The organism is Burkholderia stagnalis (assembly GCF_902830275.1).
Lineage (GTDB): Bacteria > Pseudomonadota > Gammaproteobacteria > Burkholderiales > Burkholderiaceae > Burkholderia > Burkholderia stagnalis.
Genome location: NZ_CADESW010000007.1, coordinates 117,757 through 136,276 on the forward strand (window position 1 = coordinate 117,757; position 18,520 = coordinate 136,276).

Annotated in this window: 17 protein-coding genes; 15 read left to right on the forward strand and 2 right to left on the reverse strand. The window is 65.7% G+C overall.

Translation table 11 applies throughout. The annotated features are described in order from the left end of the window. Positions 1–10 precede the first annotated feature (10 nt). The 13 genes from HWY45_RS14845 to HWY45_RS14905 all read left to right on the forward strand — a co-directional run bounded on the left by HWY45_RS14845 (position 11) and on the right by HWY45_RS14905 (position 12,802). Positions 11–787, forward strand: a complete 777-nt coding sequence (locus HWY45_RS14845) for a ParA family protein (protein ID WP_059563845.1) — start codon at positions 11–13, stop codon at positions 785–787. A 31-nt stretch (positions 788–818) separates the two neighbouring features. Next, a complete protein-coding gene (locus tag HWY45_RS14850; RefSeq protein WP_059882406.1) occupies positions 819–1,712 on the forward strand; it encodes a ParB/RepB/Spo0J family partition protein in 894 nt (297 codons plus the stop codon). Positions 1,713–1,725: 13 nt separating this feature from the next. Then, on the forward strand, positions 1,726–2,856 hold the full coding sequence (locus HWY45_RS14855; protein ID WP_059882315.1) for an SLC13 family permease: 1,131 nt from the start codon (positions 1,726–1,728) through the stop codon (positions 2,854–2,856). Between the two features lie 490 nt (positions 2,857–3,346). After that, on the forward strand, positions 3,347–3,874 hold the full coding sequence (locus tag HWY45_RS14860) for an ATP synthase subunit I (RefSeq protein WP_059563847.1): 528 nt from the start codon (positions 3,347–3,349) through the stop codon (positions 3,872–3,874). A 110-nt stretch (positions 3,875–3,984) separates the two neighbouring features. Continuing rightward, positions 3,985–4,836 carry a F0F1 ATP synthase subunit A gene (gene atpB, locus HWY45_RS14865; protein WP_059563848.1) on the forward strand — a complete coding sequence of 284 codons (852 nt, stop codon included), beginning with the start codon at positions 3,985–3,987 and terminating at the stop codon, positions 4,834–4,836. Between the two features lie 75 nt (positions 4,837–4,911). Then, positions 4,912–5,184: a F0F1 ATP synthase subunit C gene (gene atpE / locus HWY45_RS14870; protein WP_021160442.1), complete on the forward strand. Its 273-nt coding sequence runs from the start codon at positions 4,912–4,914 to the stop codon at positions 5,182–5,184. Between the two features lie 129 nt (positions 5,185–5,313). Beyond that, complete coding sequence (locus tag HWY45_RS14875) at positions 5,314–5,784, forward strand: F0F1 ATP synthase subunit B (RefSeq protein WP_021160443.1); 471 nt, start codon at positions 5,314–5,316, stop codon at positions 5,782–5,784. Positions 5,785–5,786: 2 nt separating this feature from the next. Further along, positions 5,787–6,326, forward strand: a complete 540-nt coding sequence (locus HWY45_RS14880) for a F0F1 ATP synthase subunit delta (protein ID WP_017334789.1) — start codon at positions 5,787–5,789, stop codon at positions 6,324–6,326. A gap of 44 nt (positions 6,327–6,370) precedes the next feature. After that, entirely contained in the window at positions 6,371–7,912 is a 1,542-nt protein-coding gene (gene atpA, locus HWY45_RS14885; protein WP_010093097.1) for a F0F1 ATP synthase subunit alpha, read from the forward strand. A gap of 70 nt (positions 7,913–7,982) precedes the next feature. Continuing rightward, the gene (gene atpG / locus HWY45_RS14890) at positions 7,983–8,858 is read left to right on the forward strand and encodes a F0F1 ATP synthase subunit gamma (RefSeq protein ID WP_059563849.1); all 876 of its coding nucleotides are present in this window, start codon (positions 7,983–7,985) and stop codon (positions 8,856–8,858) included. A gap of 71 nt (positions 8,859–8,929) precedes the next feature. Then, positions 8,930–10,324: a F0F1 ATP synthase subunit beta gene (atpD, locus tag HWY45_RS14895; RefSeq protein WP_031397079.1), complete on the forward strand. Its 1,395-nt coding sequence runs from the start codon at positions 8,930–8,932 to the stop codon at positions 10,322–10,324. Positions 10,325–10,479: 155 nt separating this feature from the next. After that, positions 10,480–10,905: a F0F1 ATP synthase subunit epsilon gene (locus HWY45_RS14900; RefSeq protein WP_017334793.1), complete on the forward strand. Its 426-nt coding sequence runs from the start codon at positions 10,480–10,482 to the stop codon at positions 10,903–10,905. 169 nt (positions 10,906–11,074) lie between these two features. Further along, the gene (locus HWY45_RS14905; protein ID WP_059882313.1) at positions 11,075–12,802 is read left to right on the forward strand and encodes an AMP-binding protein; all 1,728 of its coding nucleotides are present in this window, start codon (positions 11,075–11,077) and stop codon (positions 12,800–12,802) included. Positions 12,803–13,203: 401 nt separating this feature from the next. On the opposite strand, the gene HWY45_RS14910 is transcribed toward HWY45_RS14905, so the two are convergent. Together HWY45_RS14910 and HWY45_RS14915 are read right to left on the reverse strand one after the other, a co-directional pair. Then, positions 13,204–13,434 carry a hypothetical protein gene (locus tag HWY45_RS14910; protein ID WP_059960636.1) on the reverse strand — a complete coding sequence of 77 codons (231 nt, stop codon included), beginning with the start codon at positions 13,432–13,434 and terminating at the stop codon, positions 13,204–13,206. A gap of 64 nt (positions 13,435–13,498) precedes the next feature. Beyond that, entirely contained in the window at positions 13,499–14,296 is a 798-nt protein-coding gene (locus tag HWY45_RS14915; protein ID WP_059882404.1) for a transporter substrate-binding domain-containing protein, read from the reverse strand. Positions 14,297–14,451: 155 nt separating this feature from the next. Between HWY45_RS14915 and hemE the strand changes: the two genes are divergently transcribed. Both hemE and HWY45_RS14925 read left to right on the forward strand, forming a co-directional pair. Continuing rightward, the gene (gene hemE / locus HWY45_RS14920; protein WP_059810937.1) at positions 14,452–15,546 is read left to right on the forward strand and encodes a uroporphyrinogen decarboxylase; all 1,095 of its coding nucleotides are present in this window, start codon (positions 14,452–14,454) and stop codon (positions 15,544–15,546) included. 445 nt (positions 15,547–15,991) lie between these two features. Next, positions 15,992–18,280 (forward strand): primosomal protein N', encoded by a 2,289-nt coding sequence (locus HWY45_RS14925; RefSeq protein WP_059882402.1) that lies wholly within the window; start codon positions 15,992–15,994, stop codon positions 18,278–18,280. The last annotated feature ends 240 nt before the right edge of the window (positions 18,281–18,520 follow it).

The following is an 18,520-nucleotide window of genomic DNA, read 5'->3' on the forward strand; positions in this document are numbered from 1 at the left end:
CACACCAACGATGGCAAAGATCTTCTGCGTTGCGAACCAGAAGGGGGGCGTCGGCAAGACGACGACAACGGTCAATCTCGCCGCAAGCCTTGCAGCGCAGGAGCAACGTGTCCTGCTGATCGACCTCGACCCGCAGGGCAATGCGACGATGGGCAGCGGGATCGACAAGGCCGGTGTCGAGGCGACCGTGTACGAAGTGCTGGTCGACGGCGTGTCGGTTGCGGATGCGCGCATTCGCCCCGAAGCCGTGACGTACGACGTGCTGCCGGCGAACCGCGAGCTGTCCGGCGCGGAAATCGAGCTGATCGGCATCGAGAACCGCGAGCGCCAGCTGAAGGCGGCGCTCGAGCGCGTGGCCGACGATTACGATTTCGTGCTGATCGACTGCCCGCCGACGCTGTCGCTGCTGACCCTGAACGGCCTGTGTGCCGCCCATGGCGTCGTGATCCCGATGCAGTGCGAGTACTTCGCGCTGGAAGGCCTGTCGGATCTCGTCAACACGATCAAGCAGGTGCACGCGAACATGAACCGCGACCTGAAGATCATCGGGCTACTGCGGGTGATGTTCGATCCGCGCATCACGCTGCAGCAGCAGGTTTCCGATCAACTGAAGGCGCACTTCGGCGACAAGGTGTTCGACGTGGTGATTCCGCGCAACGTGCGTCTGGCGGAAGCGCCGAGCTACGGGTTGCCGGGCGTCGTGTTCGATCGCAGCTCGCGCGGTGCGCAAGCGTATCTCCAGTTCGGCGCCGAGATGATCGAGCGCGTGCGCGCATTCGATGCGTGATCCGGACACGAGCGAAGCGAGGAAGAAAGACATGAACGCGGTGCCAAAGAAGAAAGGGTTGGGGCGTGGCCTCGAAGCGCTGCTCGGCGGCAGCGCCGACATCACCGAAGCGGTGAAGATCGAAGGCGCGCCGAACACGCTCGCGCTGGCGAAGCTGCAGGCCGGCAAGTATCAGCCGCGCACGCGGATGGACGAGGGCAGCCTGCAGGAACTGGCGGCCAGCATTCGCGCCCAGGGCGTGATGCAGCCGATCCTGGTTCGCCCCATTTCATCAGACAAATACGAGATCATCGCGGGCGAGCGGCGTTTCCGTGCGGCGCGCCTGGCGGGCCTCGAGGAAGTGCCGGTGCTGGTGAAGGATGTGTCCGACCAGGCCGCCGCTGCGATGGCGCTGATCGAGAACATCCAGCGCGAGGATCTGAATCCGCTGGAAGAGGCGCATGGCATCCAGCGCCTGCTCGACGAGTTTCACTTCACGCACGAGCAGGCGGCCGAATCGGTCGGCCGCTCGCGCAGCGCGGTGTCGAACCTGCTGCGCCTGCTGAATCTCGCGGCGCCGGTGCAGACGATGCTGCTCGCCGGCGATCTCGACATGGGGCATGCGCGTGCGCTGCTGGCGGTCGATGCGGCCACGCAGATCACGCTCGCGCACCAGGTCGTCAACAAGCGGATGTCGGTGCGCGAAACCGAGAAGCTCGTCGCGCAGACGACGAAGGAAGCGCCTGCGGTGAAGGCGCGCGCGAAGGACGACGGCGGCCGCGACACGCGTCGCCTCGAAGAGGCGTTGTCCGACCTGTTGGCGTCGACGGTGAAGATCAAGATGGGCCGGCGCGGGCGAGGGCAGGTGACGATCGATTTCGGCAATCTCGACGCGCTCGAGGGCATTCTCGCGCGCCTGCGCGGCAACGTGGCGGCGGAAGAGTAACGGGGCATCATCGATGGACAATGCGGGGGCGCCGGCGGTGCGCCGGTGGTTGGGCTGGCTGGCGCAGGAACCCGTGTTGTCCGCGCTGGCCATCGGCCTCATCTTGCTGCAATGGATGCATCCGCAACCATTCGCAGTACTGGCGAATCGGGTCGACTGGCAGACGGTCGCGACGCTCGCCGGCCTGCTGATGCTGACGAAGGCGCTCGAGCTGTCCGGGTGCCTGATGTGGCTCGCGCACCGCATCGTGCACCACGTGCATTCCGAGCGCGCGCTCGCGATGCTGCTCGTCGTGTTCGCGGCGGTGCTGTCGATGTGGCTCACCAACGATGTCGCGCTGTTCGTCGTCGTGCCGCTGATGATATCGCTGCGCGCGCTGGCGCCGCTGCCGTTCCGGCGGCTCGTGATCGTCGTCGCGCTGGCCGTCAATGCGGGCTCGGTCGCGACGCCGCTCGGCAATCCGCAGAACCTGTTCCTGTGGCAATTGAGCGGCGTGTCGTTCGGCCGCTTCGTGCTCACGCTCGGGCCGCTCGCGATCGCGCTGATGGCGCTGCTGCTGGCGGTCACCGCGTGTGCGTTCCGCGCGAAGCCGCTCGACCTGTCCGGCGATGCCATCGCGCTGCCGATGCAGCGCATGCATGCGCTCGTCGCGGCGGTGCTGTTCGTCGCCTTCGTGCTGCTCGCCGACGCGCATCGCGCGCTGCCCGGGCTGATCGCGGTTGCCGTCGTGCTGTTCGCGGTGCGGCGCGATGCCGTGTTGCGGATCGACTGGCTGCTGCTGCTGATCTTCGTGTTGATGTTCGTCGTGCTGCGCAGTGCGGCCGCGCTGCCCGCGGTGCACGACGCGATCGCGCATGCGCGCCTCGATACGCCGCTGCGCGTGTTCGCGGCGGGCGCGGCATTGTCGCAGGGCATCAGCAACGTGCCGGCCGCGATCCTGCTGTCGGAGTTCACGCGCGACTGGCGCGCGCTTGCGTTCGGCGTATCGGTCGGCGGCTTCGGCATCGCGATCGGCTCGCTGGCGAACCTGATCGCGGTGCGGCTCGCGAAGGAGCCGCGCATGTGGCTGCCGTTTCACCTCGTGTCGATTCCGTTTGCGATCGCAAGTGCCGCGCTCGGTGCATGGCTGCTCACCCACGGCTGAGTGGTGCGCCCCGTGCATTCGCGAACGCGTCATCCACAGCGCCTGACTGTGGATGGCGCTTGCGTGGCGTCTCGTCGTCGGCGATGCGTTCACAGCGACGTGTCTGTGGTGAGTCCCCCACAGCGATCAAGACATCACGGCCGGCTCGCAGTGGGGTGATCGTTGCGACTCGCGCCGCGATGACTCGCCCGCACCGAGCCGTCTGCGGCGACCCATCTTGCACAGTTCGCGACTCCCGTCGCAGTCAGCCCGCGATCTTCTCCGGGGGCGAAATGCCTGTGCAAAAAATTGTCCTTACAACTGTCATCGTACGTCGCCGAATCGTGCATTTTTCACATCATGAGCGGTCGTTTTACGCAGGTTTTTGTCGCGTCTAAAGCCTTGAATCACCTGCAACTATCGCTTACAATCGCCCGGATTTGTTAGCTAGGCACCCCTGAAAGCTTTCGGAAAGCATGGGGCCGGGTTCAGGATTTTGCGGAAGGCTGCGATGGCGGGTCAGGCGCCGAACGATAGGCACGATGATCAACGCACGCGACGCACCGCTTCAGCGGCCGGCGAGCGGCGCGAGTCCGACGGCGACGACTGGGATGCCGAGCAGCAAGAAGACAACATCGTTCCGCTGACGCGGGCAGACGCCGAGAGGCTGTTCGGCCCGAACGTGAGCCGGCCCTCGCGTATCACCCCCTACAAGGTGGTGATCGCGCAAGTGGCCTTGTCCCTGGTTGCAACGCTGGCGTGGTGGCTGTTTTCGAAGTCGCCGGGCGCCGCTGCGCAATCCGCGTTTCTGGGCGGAGCGATCGGCTGGGTGCCAAGTGCGCTGTTCGTGGCACGACTGAAGGCAGGTGGCTCGGCCACCGTGATGAGCTGGGTGGCGGGCGAAGCCCTCAAGCTCGGCGTGACGATCGGGATGTTCGCCGCGGTGGCGTACGGCTATGCCGGCGTGCACTGGGTGCCGCTCCTCGTCACGTACCTCGTCGTGCTGAAGACGTACTGGATTGCACTGGCCTGGCGGTAAGGAACAAGCAGTGCGCGATTTCGACACGAAGCCGCGCCGGTCCGTTCCCGCAATAGCGTGTTGCGGAATCGGGCAAAACGATTTTCGACAATTTGGGTGGCATTAACGATATGGCAGCTAGCGAAGGCACGCGCGGTCCGGATCCGTCCGAGTACATTGCGCACCACTTGCAGAACTTCTCCACCTCGCATCAGACGTCGATTTTCGACATTCATGTCTGGAATCTCGACACGCTGTTCTGGTCGATCGTGTGTGGCGTGATCACCATCCTGCTGCTGCGCCTGGCCGCCCGCAAGGCGACGTCCGGCGTGCCGGGCCGTTTCCAGTGCGCCATCGAGATGCTCGTCGAAATGGTCGAAGACCAGTCGAAGGCCATCGTCCACGGCAATCGCACGTTCATCGCACCGCTCGCGCTCACCGTGTTCGTGTGGGTCGCGCTGATGAACGCCCTCGACTTCCTCCCCGTCGACCTGCCGGGCCGCGTGATCGACCTGATCGGTCTGTCGGGCATCGTCTCCCACCATCGCATCGTGCCGACGGCGGACCTGAACGGTACGCTCGGCATCGCGCTCGGCGTGTTCGTCCTGATGATCTACTACAGCATCAAGATCAAGGGCGCGGGCGGCTTCGTGCATGAACTGCTGTCGGCGCCGTTCGGCGGCCACCCGGCACTGTGGATCCCGAACCTCGCGCTCAACATCGTCGAATTCGTCGCGAAAACCGTCTCGCTCGGCATGCGGTTGTTCGGCAACATGTACGCGGGTGAGCTGGTGTTCCTGCTGATCGCCTTGCTCGGCAGTATGTGGAGCTTCGGCGGCGATGCAACGTTCCTCGGCTTCATTGGCCACGTGATCGCGGGCAGCGTCTGGGCAATCTTCCACATCCTGATTGTTCTGTTGCAGGCATTCATCTTCATGATGCTGACGCTGGTGTATCTCGGCCAGGCGCACGACAAGCACTAAGCGCGGCGTGCAAAAAAGAGTCTTCGTTTTAGTTTTTTAAATCTCAGTTCCAAGTCTTTTCACAAAGGAGTGATCATGCAAGCTTACATCGCCAACATCCAGGGTCTGACCGCCATCGGTATCGGCATCATCATCGGCCTGGGTGCAATTGGCGCCTGTATCGGTATCGCGCTGATGGGCGGCAAGTACATCGAAGCCTGCGCACGTCAGCCGGAACTCATCAACCCGCTGCAAACGAAGATGTTCCTGCTGGCTGGCCTGATCGACGCGGCATTCCTGATCGGCGTGGGCGTTGCAATGCTGTTCGCATTCGCGAACCCGCTCCTGTCGAAGCTCGTCGCCGGCTAAGCTTCCTCGGAAACATGCGACCGGCGCGAGCCGGCGCAGGGCGGAACGGAGACTTGGGGCGCTGATCGAATGCAACTCGATGAGCGCCTTACCGTTTCATTTTTCCGGAATAGCAGATAAGGAAACACCGTGAATCTCAACGCAACCCTGTTTGCGCAAATGGTCGTGTTCCTGGTCCTCGCGTGGTTCACGATGAAGTTCGTGTGGCCGCCGTTGATCAACGCCCTCGACGAACGCTCGAAGAAGATCGCCGACGGCCTCGCCGCCGCGGAAAAGGGCAAGGCGGAACTCGACGCAGCGCACAAGCGCGTGGACCAGGAACTCGCGCAGGCCCGCAACGACGGCCAGCAGCGCATCGCCGACGCCGAAAAGCGTGCCCAGGCGGTCGCCGAGGAAATCAAGGCCAACGCCCAGGCTGAAGCCGCCCGCATCGTCGCCCAGGCGAAGGCGGAAGCAGAACAGCAAATCGTGAAGGCGCGCGAAGCGCTGCGTGGCGAAGTCGCTACGCTGGCCGTGAAGGGCGCCGAGCAGATCCTGAAGCGCGAAGTCGATCAAACGGCCCACGCCCAACTGCTGAATCAACTGAAAGCCGAGCTCTGATCATGGCCGAACTTGCAACCATCGCCCGCCCTTACGCAGAAGCGCTGTTCCGCGTGGCCGAGGGAGGTGACATCGCCGCCTGGTCCACGCTCGTGCAAGAGCTGGCCCAGGTTGCGCGTCTGCCCGAAGTGCTCTCCGTGGCGTCGAGCCCGAAGGTGACCCGCGCGCAAGTGGCCGAGCTGCTGCTTGCCGCGGCAAAGTCGCCGCTCGCGACGGCCGCCGAGGCGAAGAATTTCGTGCAGATGCTGGTCGACAATCATCGCATCGCGCTGCTGCCGGAAATCGCCGAGCAGTTCGAAGCGCTCAAGAACGAGCGTGAAGGCGCCGCCGACGCATCGATCGTCAGCGCGTTCCCGCTGAACGGCGCTGACCTCGAAGGTCTCGTCGCGAGCCTCGAGCGCAAGTTCAAGCGCAAGCTGAAGCCGACGGTCGAAGTCGATTCGTCGCTGATCGGCGGCGTGCGCGTGACGGTCGGCGACGAAGTGCTCGACTCTTCGGTTCGCGCGCGCCTTGCTTCGATGCAGGCTGCCTTGACCGCCTGAGCGCCGCGCCGGCACGCAACAGAATTGACTATCAGGAGCGAATAATGCAACTCAATCCCTCTGAGATCAGCGAGCTGATCAAGAGCCGGATCCAGGGCCTTGAAGCGAGCGCGGACGTTCGCAACCAGGGCACCGTGATCTCCGTGACCGACGGTATCGTGCGTATCCACGGCCTGTCGGACGTGATGCAGGGCGAAATGCTCGAGTTCCCGGGCAACACGTTCGGCCTCGCGCTGAACCTCGAGCGCGACTCGGTCGGCGCGGTGATTCTCGGCGAATACGAACACATCTCGGAAGGCGACATCGTCAAGACGACGGGCCGCATTCTCGAAGTCCCGGTTGGCCCGGAACTCGTCGGCCGCGTGGTCGATGCGCTCGGCAACCCGATCGACGGCAAGGGCCCGGTCAACGCGAAGCTGACCGATGCGATCGAAAAGATCGCCCCGGGCGTGATCTGGCGCAAGTCGGTGTCGCAGCCGGTGCAGACCGGCCTGAAGTCGATCGACTCGATGGTGCCGATCGGCCGTGGCCAGCGTGAGCTGATCATCGGCGACCGTCAGTGCGGCAAGACCGCGGTGGCGCTCGACACGATCATCAACCAGAAGGGCAAGGACCTGATCTGTATCTACGTCGCGATCGGCCAGAAGGCTTCGTCGATCATGAACGTGGTTCGCAAGCTGGAAGAAACCGGCGCGATGGAATACACGATCGTCGTCGCCGCTTCGGCATCGGATTCCGCCGCGATGCAGTACCTCGCACCGTATGCGGGCTGCACGATGGGCGAATACTTCCGCGACCGCGGCCAGGACGCGCTGATCATCTATGACGACTTGACCAAGCAGGCTTGGGCATACCGTCAGATCTCGCTGCTGCTGCGCCGCCCGCCGGGCCGTGAAGCATACCCGGGCGACGTGTTCTATCTGCACTCGCGTCTGCTCGAGCGCGCGGCTCGCGTGTCGGAAGAGTACGTCGAGAAGTTCACGAACGGCGAAGTGAAGGGCAAGAGCGGCTCGCTGACGGCACTGCCGGTCATCGAAACGCAAGCGGGCGACGTGACCGCGTTCGTTCCGACGAACGTGATCTCGATCACCGACGGCCAGATCTTCCTGGAAACCGACCTGTTCAACGCAGGCATCCGCCCGGCAATCAACGCCGGCGTGTCGGTGTCGCGCGTCGGTGGCGCCGCGCAGACGAAGGTCGTGAAGAAGCTGTCGGGCGGTATCCGTACCGACCTCGCGCAGTATCGTGAACTCGCAGCGTTCGCGCAGTTCGCGTCGGACCTCGACGAAGCGACCCGCAAGCAGCTCGAGCGCGGCCGCCGCGTGACGGAACTGCTGAAGCAGCCGCAGTACCAGCCGCTGCAGGTGTGGGAACTGGCCGTGTCGCTGTACGCCGCGAACAACGGCTACTTCGACGACCTCGACGTCAAGCAAGTGCTGCCGTTCGAGAAGGGCCTGCGCGAATTCCTGAAGACCAGCCACGCTGACCTCATCAAGCGCATCGAAGACACCAAGGATCTCTCGAAGGACGACGAAGGCGCGCTGCGCGCGGCGATCGAATCCTTCAAGAAGTCGGGTGCCTATTGATCCGCGCGTGAACACTGAGGCCGCGCGGGCCGCTTGACGCGCCCGCGCTGCTTCGGTCAAGGAGCAAGCTATGGCTGGAATGAAGGAAATTCGCGGCAAGATCAAGAGCGTGCAGAACACGCGCAAGATCACGAAGGCGATGGAGATGGTGGCTGCATCGAAGATGCGCCGCGCGCAGGAACGCATGCGCGCCGCTCGTCCGTATGCGGACAAGGTCCGTGCCATCGCCTCGCACATGAGCCGCGCGAACCCCGAGTACCGTCACCCGTTCATGGTGGCGAACGAAGGCGCGAAGACGGCCGGCATCATCCTCGTCACGACGGACAAGGGTCTGTGCGGCGGTCTGAACACGAACGTGCTGCGCGCGACGGTTCAGAAGTTCAAGGAGCTGGAAGAGAAGGGCCAGAAGGTCGAAGCCACCGCAATCGGCGGCAAGGGCCTCGGGTTCCTGAATCGCTTCGGCGCGAAGGTGATGTCGCAGGTCGTGCACCTCGGCGACACCCCGCACCTCGACAAGCTGATCGGCGCGGTGAAGACGCAGCTCGACCTGTACTCGGAAGGCAAGCTGTCGGCGGTTTATCTCGCGTACACGCGCTTCGTCAACACGATGAAGCAGGAAGCGGTGATCGAACAGCTGCTGCCGCTGTCGTCGGAGCACTTCGAGGCGAATGACGGCACGCCGGCCACGTCGTGGGATTACATCTACGAGCCGGATGCGCAGGCAGTGGTCGACGAGCTGCTCGTGCGTTACGTCGAGGCGCTGGTGTACCAGGCCGTCGCGGAAAACATGGCGTCGGAGCAATCGGCGCGGATGGTCGCGATGAAGGCTGCGTCGGACAACGCGAAGACCGTGATCAGCGAGCTGCAACTGGTCTACAACAAGAGCCGTCAGGCCGCGATCACGAAGGAACTGTCGGAGATCGTCGGCGGCGCCGCAGCTGTTTAAGCGCGAGCCGCGAGACCACCCGAAACTGCGCCTTTGCGCGAGTAAAGAATCAGGTATTTAAAGGAAAAGCGATGAGTACTGCTGCTTTGGTAGAAGGCAAGATCGTACAGTGCATCGGCGCCGTTATCGACGTGGAATTCCCGCGCGACAGCATGCCGAAGATCTACGACGCGCTCATTCTCGATGGCTCGGAACTGACGCTCGAAGTCCAGCAGCAGCTGGGCGACGGCGTGGTCCGCACCATTTGTCTGGGTGCATCCGACGGCCTGCGCCGCGGCCTGACCGTGAAGAACACGGCAAAGCCGATCTCGGTGCCGGTCGGCAAGCCGACCCTCGGCCGGATCATGGACGTGCTCGGCCGTCCGATCGACGAGGCTGGCCCGATCGAAAGCGAAACGACGCGTTCGATCCACCAGAAGGCGCCGGCGTTCGACGAACTGTCGCCGTCGACCGAACTGCTCGAAACGGGCATCAAGGTCATCGACCTGATCTGCCCGTTCGCAAAGGGCGGCAAGGTCGGTCTGTTCGGCGGTGCAGGCGTGGGCAAGACCGTCAACATGATGGAGCTCATCAACAACATCGCGAAGGAGCACGGCGGTTACTCCGTGTTCGCGGGCGTGGGCGAGCGTACCCGTGAAGGGAACGACTTCTACCACGAAATGAAGGACTCGAACGTTCTCGACAAGGTCGCGCTCGTGTACGGCCAGATGAACGAGCCGCCGGGCAACCGTCTGCGCGTTGCGCTGACCGGCCTGACGATGGCCGAGCACTTCCGTGACGAAGGCCTCGACGTGCTGTTCTTCGTCGACAACATCTACCGTTTCACGCTGGCCGGTACCGAAGTGTCGGCACTGCTCGGCCGTATGCCGTCGGCAGTGGGCTACCAGCCGACGCTGGCTGAAGAAATGGGCAAGCTGCAAGAGCGCATCACGTCGACCAAGAAGGGCTCGATTACGTCGGTCCAGGCCGTGTACGTCCCTGCGGACGACTTGACCGACCCGTCGCCGGCAACCACCTTCGGCCACCTTGACGCAACCGTCGTTCTGTCGCGTGACATCGCTTCGCTGGGTATCTACCCGGCGGTCGACCCGCTCGACTCGACGTCGCGCCAGATCGACCCGAACGTGATCGGTGAAGAGCACTACTCGATCACCCGTCGCGTTCAGCAGACGCTGCAGCGCTACAAGGAACTGCGCGACATCATCGCGATTCTGGGCATGGACGAACTGTCGCCGGAAGACAAGCTGTCGGTCGCGCGCGCACGTAAGATCCAGCGTTTCCTGTCGCAGCCGTTCCACGTCGCTGAAGTGTTCACGGGCTCGCCGGGCAAGTACGTGCCGCTGAAGGAAACGATCCGCGGCTTCAAGATGATCGTCGACGGCGAGTGCGACCACCTGCCGGAACAGGCGTTCTACATGGTCGGCACGATCGACGAAGCCTTCGAGAAGGCCAAGAAGATCCAGTAAAGGTCGGGTGTAACGCAGCGGGTGCCGGCCCGCGGCGTATCGATACGCGTGATGTATCGGTGCGCCGCTTCGGCACCCACGTAATACGCTCAACCGTGCCTTGCATGGGACGGGGGTAAGCGCTGAAGCGCTCACTCCCGCCGACAGGAGTCGATATGGCAACCATCAAAGTAGACGTCGTCAGCGCGGAAGAGCAGATCTTCTCGGGCGAGGCGAAATTCGTCGCGCTGCCTGGCGAATCGGGTGAGCTGGGCATTCTGCCGGGCCACACGCCGCTGATCACGCGGATTCGTCCGGGTGCGGTGCGCATCGAAGCCGAAAACGGCAACGACGAATTCGTGTTCGTCGCGGGCGGCATTCTCGAAGTGCAGCCGGGCGCCGTGACGGTGCTCGCCGACACCGCGATCCGCGGCAAGGATCTCGACTCGGCGAAGGCCGAGGAAGCGCGCAAGCGCGCCGAGGAGACGCTGCAGAACGCGAAGTCGGACATCGACCTCGCGAAGGCGCAATCCGAGCTCGCGACCGCGATGGCGCAGCTCGAAGCGATCCAGCGTCTGGCGAAGATCCGCAGCCGGCACTGAGCCAGCCGCGCATCACGCGAAAGAAAGCAGCCTCCGGGCTGCTTTTTTTTCGTCCGATTTCAGGCCGAGTGTGCTTTTCCGTCCGGTCGCCGGGGATCGATGTCAGAGTGTCGTCAGCGGAGCGCGTTATCGTCCGCTGGATCAGGCTGACACAAGAGACGGAGACATCATGGCTGCAGACTCACGCGTGGGGGCGCTGATCGCGCCCGAAAACGGCTTGTCGTACGTGCGCGGCGCGACCGACGTGCCGCTATCCGAAGCGACGATCGGACAGTTCCTGCGGGAGACCGCCGAACGCTTTCCCGACCGGCCGGCCGTGGTGTTTCGCGAGCAGCGCGTGCGCTGGACCTGGCGTGCGTTCGCGGACGAGGTCGACGCGCTGGCCGCGGGCCTCGCCGCGCTCGGCATCGGCAAGGGCGACCGCGTCGGCATCTGGTCGCCGAACCGCAGCGAATGGCTGCTGACCCAGTTCGCGACCGCGCGCATCGGCGCGATTCTCGTCAACCTCAACCCGGCCTACCGGCTCGCGGAACTCGAGTATGCGCTGAACAAGGTCCGCTGCACGGCGGTGATCACCGCGGAGCGCTTCAAGTCGTCCGGCTACGTCGAGATGCTGCAGACGATCGCGCCGGAGCTGGCGAGCGCGGCGCCGGGCGCGCTGCATGCCGCGCGCGTGCCGAGCCTGCGCACCATCGTGTCGATGGGCGACGTCGCGCCGGCCGGCATGTTCCGTTTCACCGACGTGATCGCGCGCGGCCGCGACGCGCTCGACCCCGCGGCGCTCGACGCGCTCGGCGCGACGCTCGCGTCGACCGACCCGATCAACATCCAGTTCACGAGCGGCACGACCGGCAGCCCGAAGGGCGCGACGCTCACGCACCGCAACGTCGTCAACAACGCGCGCTCGATCGCGATGGCGATGCGCTTCAGCGAGCAGGATGCGCTCTGCATCCCGGTGCCGCTGTATCACTGCTTCGGGATGGTGCTGTCGGTGCTCGCCTGCGTGTCGACGGGCGCCGCGATGGTGTTTCCCGGCGAGGCGTTCGACCCGGCCGCGACGCTCGCCGCGGTCGCGGAGGAGCGCTGCACCGCGCTGCACGGCGTGCCGACGATGTTCATCGCGGAGCTCGACCATCCGGATTTCGCGAAGTACGACCTGTCGACGCTGCGCACCGGCATCATGGCCGGCTCGCCGTGCCCGATCGAGACGATGAAGCGCGTCGTGTCGCAGATGCACATGTCCGAGGTGACGATCGCGTACGGGATGACGGAGACGAGCCCCGTGTCGTTCCACAGCTCGACCGACGATCCGCTCGAGAAGCGCACGACGACGGTCGGCCGCATCCAGCCGCACCTGGAAGTGAAGGTCATCGATCCGAGCGGCGGCACCGTGCCGGTCGGGGAGACGGGCGAGCTGTGCACGAAGGGCTACTCGGTGATGCTCGGCTACTGGGACGACGACGAGAAGACGCGCGACGTGCTGGTGGACGGCTGGATGCACACGGGCGACCTCGCGACGATCGACGCGGACGGCTACTGCAACATCGTCGGCCGCCTGAAGGACATGCTGATCCGCGGCGGCGAGAACATCTACCCGCGCGAGATCGAGGAGTTCCTGTTTCGGCATCCGAAGATTCAGAGCGCGCAGGTGTTCGGCGTGCCGGACGCGAAGTACGGCGAGGAAGTGTGCGCGTGGATCGTGCTGCGCGCGGGCGAGCAGATGAGCGAGGACGACGTGCGTGCCTTCTGCAACGGGCAGATCGCGCACTACAAGATCCCGCGCTACATCCGCTTCGTCGACGAGCTGCCGATGACGGTGACGGGGAAGGTGCAGAAGTTCATCATGCGCCAGCGCATGATCGACGAGCTGAAGCTCGACGTGCAGAAGACCGCGTGACGCGCGCAACGTGACGGCCTGCGGGCCGTTACGTTTTCGATGGACGAAAAAAAGCGGGCTTATTAGCCCGCTAAAAACCACACGCTACGGGGTTAGCGCGAGGAGACCAAAGATGGAACGCGTCCGGAGGGAAGACCGGAAACGACTCCAACAAGGATGCCCCTGGGTAGGGCTTCGGTACATGACCGACGGGCTCGCAGCGCTTCGCGTCCGCTCACACTTGGCACACGAGACCGCATCCGTGTTGAAACCGTTGAAGGCCATTGTGGGCGAATTGATGTGCCCTCGCGGTAACAAAGTGTTTCAGGTTGTAACGCCCGCCAGATAAGGCTTTCCGGGATTTTTTGCTGTTTTACGTGATCCTGAAAAGGTCATTTTTACCAATATTTCCGCAACTGTTTTCATGGCGTGCGCGTGATGCGTTTTTCATGCGTGTTAGGCTCGACGAAGTTCACAATCACACGCGAAAAAATGCATCGCGCCGGGGCCTCGGTCGAGAACGATTCAATCATCAGAAAGATTTTGAAACGTGATCGGGTGATCGAGTAGTCGGCCTTTCGGATAAACCTGATCATCCGAACCATGGCGTCGCCGAAACCAGGCAGCAGGCCGGCCCGGATCGCGACGGTCAACCCGGTGCTCCACGGGCCGCGCGTCGGCCGCCGCCTTCCCGGCACGCGCGGTGCCGCGTGCGCATCACTTCAGCCACTTGTCCGAGATCGCCTGGAATTCGCCGTTCGACAGCGCCAGGTGCAGCCATTGATCGACGTATTGCTGGAACACGACGTCGCCGCGCGGCACCATGTACGCCTTCTCGCCGAACTGGAGCGGCTTGTCCGGGTGCACCGAGCACAGGCCCGGATTCAGCTTTTGCTGCAGCAGCGTCTCGGACGCGTCGGTGACCATCACGTCCGCCTTGCCCGCGAGGATCTGCTTGAAGATCGTCACGTTGTCCGGGTAGACGGTGACGTTCGCGTGCGTGAAATGCTGCTTCGCAAAACGCTCGTTGGTGCCGCCGGGATTCACGATCACGCGCGTCTCGGGCCGGTCGATCTGCGCGACGCTCTGGTATTTGTCGGCATCCGCGCAGCGCGCGATCGGCGTCTTGCCGTCGGTCATGTACGGCTGCGTGAAGAACGCGCGCTTCTGGCGCTCGAGCGAGGTCGATACGCCGCCCACCGCGATGTCGCATTTCGCGACGAAATCGGCGGTCAGGGTCGGCCAGCTCGTCTTCACGTAGTCGGCCTTCACGCCGAGCGATTTCGCGAGCGCGTCCGCCATGTCGATGTCGATGCCCTCGAACCGGCCGTCGGTGCGGTAGTACGAATACGGCTTGTAGTCGCCGGTCGTGCACACGCGCAGCGCGCCGCGCGCGAGCACCTCGTCGAGCCGCGAGCCGGCGGCGGGGGCCGCGCCCGCGTCGGCCGCGCAAGCAGTGCCCGCGGCGCTCGTCAGCAGTAGTGCGGCCGCGGCGAACGCGGCAAGCTTCGGCATCGTCATCGTGTCTCCTCCTTCCTCTGGTTCGATATGAGCGACGATCATAACGGAGCCATCGCGCGCGTCATATGGCCGCCATCGGCCGCCGCGCGCGGCGCAAGCGCCCCGGTCCGGTAAAATGCGCTTTTGCCTCTCGCATCGTCGCTTCCACCGTGGCCCATACCCTGCTCAACGACACCTTCCTGCGTGCGCTCCTGCGCGAGCCGACCGACTACACGCCGATCTGGCTGATGCGCCAGGCGGGCCGCTACCTGCCCGAGTACAACGCGACGCGCGCCCGGGCCGGCAGCTTCCTGGGCCTCGCGAAGAACCCCGACTACGCGACCGAAGTGACGCTGCAGCCGCTCGAGCGCTTCCCGCTCGACGCCGCGATCCTGTTCTCGGACATCCTGACGATTCCCGACGCGATGGGCCTCGGCCTCGACTTCCAGGTGGGCGAAGGGCCGAAGTTCGCGCATCCGGTGCGCACCGAGGCGGACGTCGCGAAGCTCGCGGTGCCGGACATCGGCGCGACGCTCGGCTACGTGACCGACGCGGTGCGCGAGATCCGCCGCGCGCTGACCGACGGCCAGGGCCGCCAGCGGGTGCCGCTGATCGGCTTCTCGGGCAGCCCGTGGACGCTCGCGTGCTACATGGTCGAGGGCGGCGGCTCGGACGATTTCCGCACCGTGAAGACGATGGCGTATGCGCGGCCGGACCTGATGCACCGGATCCTCGACATCAACGCGCAGGCGGTGGCCGCATACCTGAACGCGCAGATCGAAGCCGGCGCGCAGGCCGTGATGATCTTCGACACGTGGGGCGGCGCCTTGGCGGACGGCGCATACCAGCGCTACTCGCTCGACTACATCCGGCGCGTGGTCGCGCAGCTCAAGCGCGAGCACGACGGCGCGCGCGTGCCGGTCATCACCTTCACGAAGGGCGGCGGGCTGTGGCTCGAGGAGATCGCGGCGACGGGCGTCGACGCGGTCGGGCTCGACTGGACGGTCAACGTCGGCGCCGCGCGCGAGCGCGTGGCGGGGCAGGTCGCGCTGCAGGGCAACCTCGACCCGACGATCCTGTTTGCGCCGCCGGCCGCGATTCGCGAGCAGGCGCGCGCGGTGCTCGACAGCTACGGCAACCACCCCGGCCACGTGTTCAACCTCGGGCACGGCATCTCGCAGTTCACGCCGCCGGAGCACGTCGCCGAGCTGGTCGACGAGGTGCACAACCACAGCCGCGCGATCCGTAGCTCGGCCGCGCGCTGATTGCAAGCGGGGCCATGCTGCGGTGCGGAGCGGCGATGTTTCGCGATCCGGGCTAAACAGGGCGCAACCCCGCCCGGACGGCCGATCCGCCGCTTGTCAAGACTTGACTTATACACATTTTCCACGTTGCAGCGCGGTAGAGCCCCGTATCGGTCAAATTACCTCGCTATTGTCGGGTAATTTGAATAGCAGCCTTATGGAATAAGGCTTCGCGGCGACCGGCCGTATACCGGAAAAAGCAGTGGAAGGCACGACCCGACGCGCTTTCCGGGTGGTGGGCGGCGAGTTCTCAACAAAGTTATCCACAGGCCGGTCAGGGTATACGGCGATTCCTAATGCGAATCCAAAACTTAGCGCCGAATCTGAAGTTTTACTTTAAGTTCGCCGGCCCCACCCATGCATTGGGGGGCGGAACCCGAACGGCGCGCGCCGGCGCGGGGTGCCCGTGACGGACGGCACCTATCTGCGGGTTGCGCTCGACCATCCGCTCGCGACCCTGTTCGATTACCGCTGCGATGCGCAGCCGGCGCCCGGGCCCGGCACGCTCGTGCAGGTGCCGTTCGGCAGGCGGCAGGCGGTCGGGCTCGTCTGCGAAGTGACGACTCACACTGACGTGCCGCCGTCGCGGCTGCGCGCGGTCGACGCGATCTGCACGGAGCTGCCGCCGCTGTCGGCCGACTGGCTGGCGCTCGTCGGGTTCGCCGCCGATTACTACCAGCGCGGCCGCGGCGAGGTCGCGCTGCCCGCGCTGCCGCAGGCGCTGCGCGATGCCGGGCGCTGGGGGCGGCTGCTGGCGCCGGAAGTCCGCTATCGCGCGTCCGAGGCCGGCCGCGCGGCGCTGCCCGACGCGCTGCCCGCGCGCGCGGCGGCACTGCGGCGGCTCGCGCAGGCGCTGGCCGACGCCGATTCGCTGAGCCTGCCCGATGCGCGCGCGCTGCACCCGAAGGCGGCGGCGACGCTCGACGACTGGGCCGCGCAGGGCTGGGTCGACGTCGAGACGATCGGCTGGGCGGATAACCCTGTGCCCAAGCCTGTGGATAACCTGTCGACAAGCGGTGGGCAAAGTAGCGGGCAAAACGGCGGACGAACCGAGCCGCCGCCGCTGACCGACCAGCAGGCCGAGGCGCTCGACGCGATTCGCGCCGCGCAGGGCTTCGCGCCGTTCCTGCTGCACGGCGTGACCGGCAGCGGCAAGACCGAGGTCTATCTGCATGCGCTCGCGTCGCTGCTGGGCGCGCGGCCCGATGCGCAGGCGCTCGTGCTCGTCCCCGAAATCAACCTGACGCCGCAGTTCGAGGCCGCATTCCGCGCGCGCTTCGCCGGCACGCTCGCGCCGGACGCGATCGTCACGCTGCACAGCGGGCTGGCCGAGGGCGAGCGCGCGCGCAACTGGCTGGCCGCGCATACGGGCCGCGCGCGGATCGTGCTCGGCACGCGCCTCGCGGTGCTCGCGTCGCTGCCGACGCTCGCGCTGATCGTCGTCGACGAGGAGCACGAACCCGCGTACAAGCAGCAGGAAGGGCTGCGCTATTCGGCGCGCGACCTCGCGGTGTGGCGCGCGAAGCAGCTCGGCATCCCGGTCGTGCTCGGCTCGGCGACGCCGTCGCTCGAAAGCTGGTGGCAGGCCGAGCAGGGGCGCTACAGGAAGCTCACGCTGTCGCGGCGCGCGGTGGCCGACGCGGTGCTGCCGAGCGTGCGGCTGATCGACCTCGAGGAGGAGCGGCGGCGCGGGCGCGCGTCGATGGGCGGGCTGTCCGGGCCGCTCGTCGCGGCGCTGAAGGCGCGGCTCGAGCGCGGCGAGCAGAGCCTCGTGTTCCTGAACCGGCGCGGCTACGCGCCGCAGCTCGCATGCGACGCGTGCGGCTGGGTGGCCGGCTGCCCGCGCTGCAGCGCGTACGTCGTGCTGCACAAGCCCGAGCACGCGCTGCGCTGCCACCACTGCGGCTGGGAAGCCCGCATTCCGCGGTCGTGCCCCGAGTGCGGCAACGTCGATATCGCTCCGCTCGGCCGCGGCACGCAGCGCGTCGAGGAAGCGCTCGCCGAGGCGGTGCCCGGCGCGCGCATCCTGCGGATCGATGCCGACAGCACGCGCCGCAAGGGCAGCGCGCAGGCGCTGTTCTCGGACGTGCACGCGGGCGAGGTCGACATCCTGGTCGGCACGCAGATGATCGCGAAGGGGCACGACTTCCAGCGCGTGTCGCTGGTCGGCGTGCTCAACGCCGATACCGCGCTGTTCTCGCACGATTTCCGCGCGAGCGAGCGGCTGTTCGCGCAGCTGATGCAGGTGAGCGGCCGCGCGGGCCGCGCCGGGCTGCCGGGCGAGGTGCTCGTGCAGACGCGCTACCCGCGCCACGCGCTGTATCACGCGCTCGCGCGGCACGATTACGTCGGCTTCGCGAATTCGACGCTCGGCGAGCGGCGCGATGCGCATCTGCCGCCGTTCGTCTACCAGGCGCTGCTGCGCGCCGAGGGGCGCACGCTCGACGCGGCGCTCGGCTTCCTGCAGCAGGCCGCGGCGGCGCTGCCGGGGCTGCCCGGCGCGGACCGCGTCACCGTGTACGACGCGGTGCCGATGACGATCGTGAAGGTCGCGAACGTCCATCGCGCGCAGTTGCTGCTCGAAAGCGCGTCGCGGGCGGCGCTGCAGCACGCGCTGCACGCGTGGCACTTCGAGCTGCGCGCGCTGAAGGGCGTGCTGCGGTGGAACGTCGAGGTCGATCCGCTGGACGTCTGACGGCGCCCGGCGCCACGCGCGCGCACCGGCTGGTTTTCCCGCTATTCCCATTCCCCTTGTCATCCCGCTTCGCGCGGCGGTTCCGGCGCGTGTGCAACCGGGTTCCGTCCGGCGCCATACCGGGCCCGGGTTGCCCGCGCGTGTCCGCACGCGGCGGATCAGGGAAAATCCCGATCCCCCGACCACGGGCAACTCCTAGGTTGCGATCTCATAAGTAACTGATTATATTCAATAAAATTG

Coding starts and splice junctions, on each gene's coding strand:
- HWY45_RS14845 (WP_059563845.1), top strand. CDS start 11: ATGGCAAAGATCTTCTGCGTTGCGAACCAGAAGGGGGGCGTCGGCAAG.
- HWY45_RS14850 (WP_059882406.1), top strand. CDS start 819: ATGAACGCGGTGCCAAAGAAGAAAGGGTTGGGGCGTGGCCTCGAAGCG.
- HWY45_RS14855 (WP_059882315.1), top strand. CDS start 1,726: ATGGACAATGCGGGGGCGCCGGCGGTGCGCCGGTGGTTGGGCTGGCTG.
- HWY45_RS14860 (WP_059563847.1), top strand. CDS start 3,347: ATGGCGGGTCAGGCGCCGAACGATAGGCACGATGATCAACGCACGCGA.
- atpB (WP_059563848.1), top strand. CDS start 3,985: ATGGCAGCTAGCGAAGGCACGCGCGGTCCGGATCCGTCCGAGTACATT.
- atpE (WP_021160442.1), top strand. CDS start 4,912: ATGCAAGCTTACATCGCCAACATCCAGGGTCTGACCGCCATCGGTATC.
- HWY45_RS14880 (WP_017334789.1), top strand. CDS start 5,787: ATGGCCGAACTTGCAACCATCGCCCGCCCTTACGCAGAAGCGCTGTTC.
- atpA (WP_010093097.1), top strand. CDS start 6,371: ATGCAACTCAATCCCTCTGAGATCAGCGAGCTGATCAAGAGCCGGATC.
- atpG (WP_059563849.1), top strand. CDS start 7,983: ATGGCTGGAATGAAGGAAATTCGCGGCAAGATCAAGAGCGTGCAGAAC.
- atpD (WP_031397079.1), top strand. CDS start 8,930: ATGAGTACTGCTGCTTTGGTAGAAGGCAAGATCGTACAGTGCATCGGC.
- HWY45_RS14900 (WP_017334793.1), top strand. CDS start 10,480: ATGGCAACCATCAAAGTAGACGTCGTCAGCGCGGAAGAGCAGATCTTC.
- HWY45_RS14905 (WP_059882313.1), top strand. CDS start 11,075: ATGGCTGCAGACTCACGCGTGGGGGCGCTGATCGCGCCCGAAAACGGC.
- HWY45_RS14915 (WP_059882404.1), bottom strand. CDS start 14,296: ATGCCGAAGCTTGCCGCGTTCGCCGCGGCCGCACTACTGCTGACGAGC.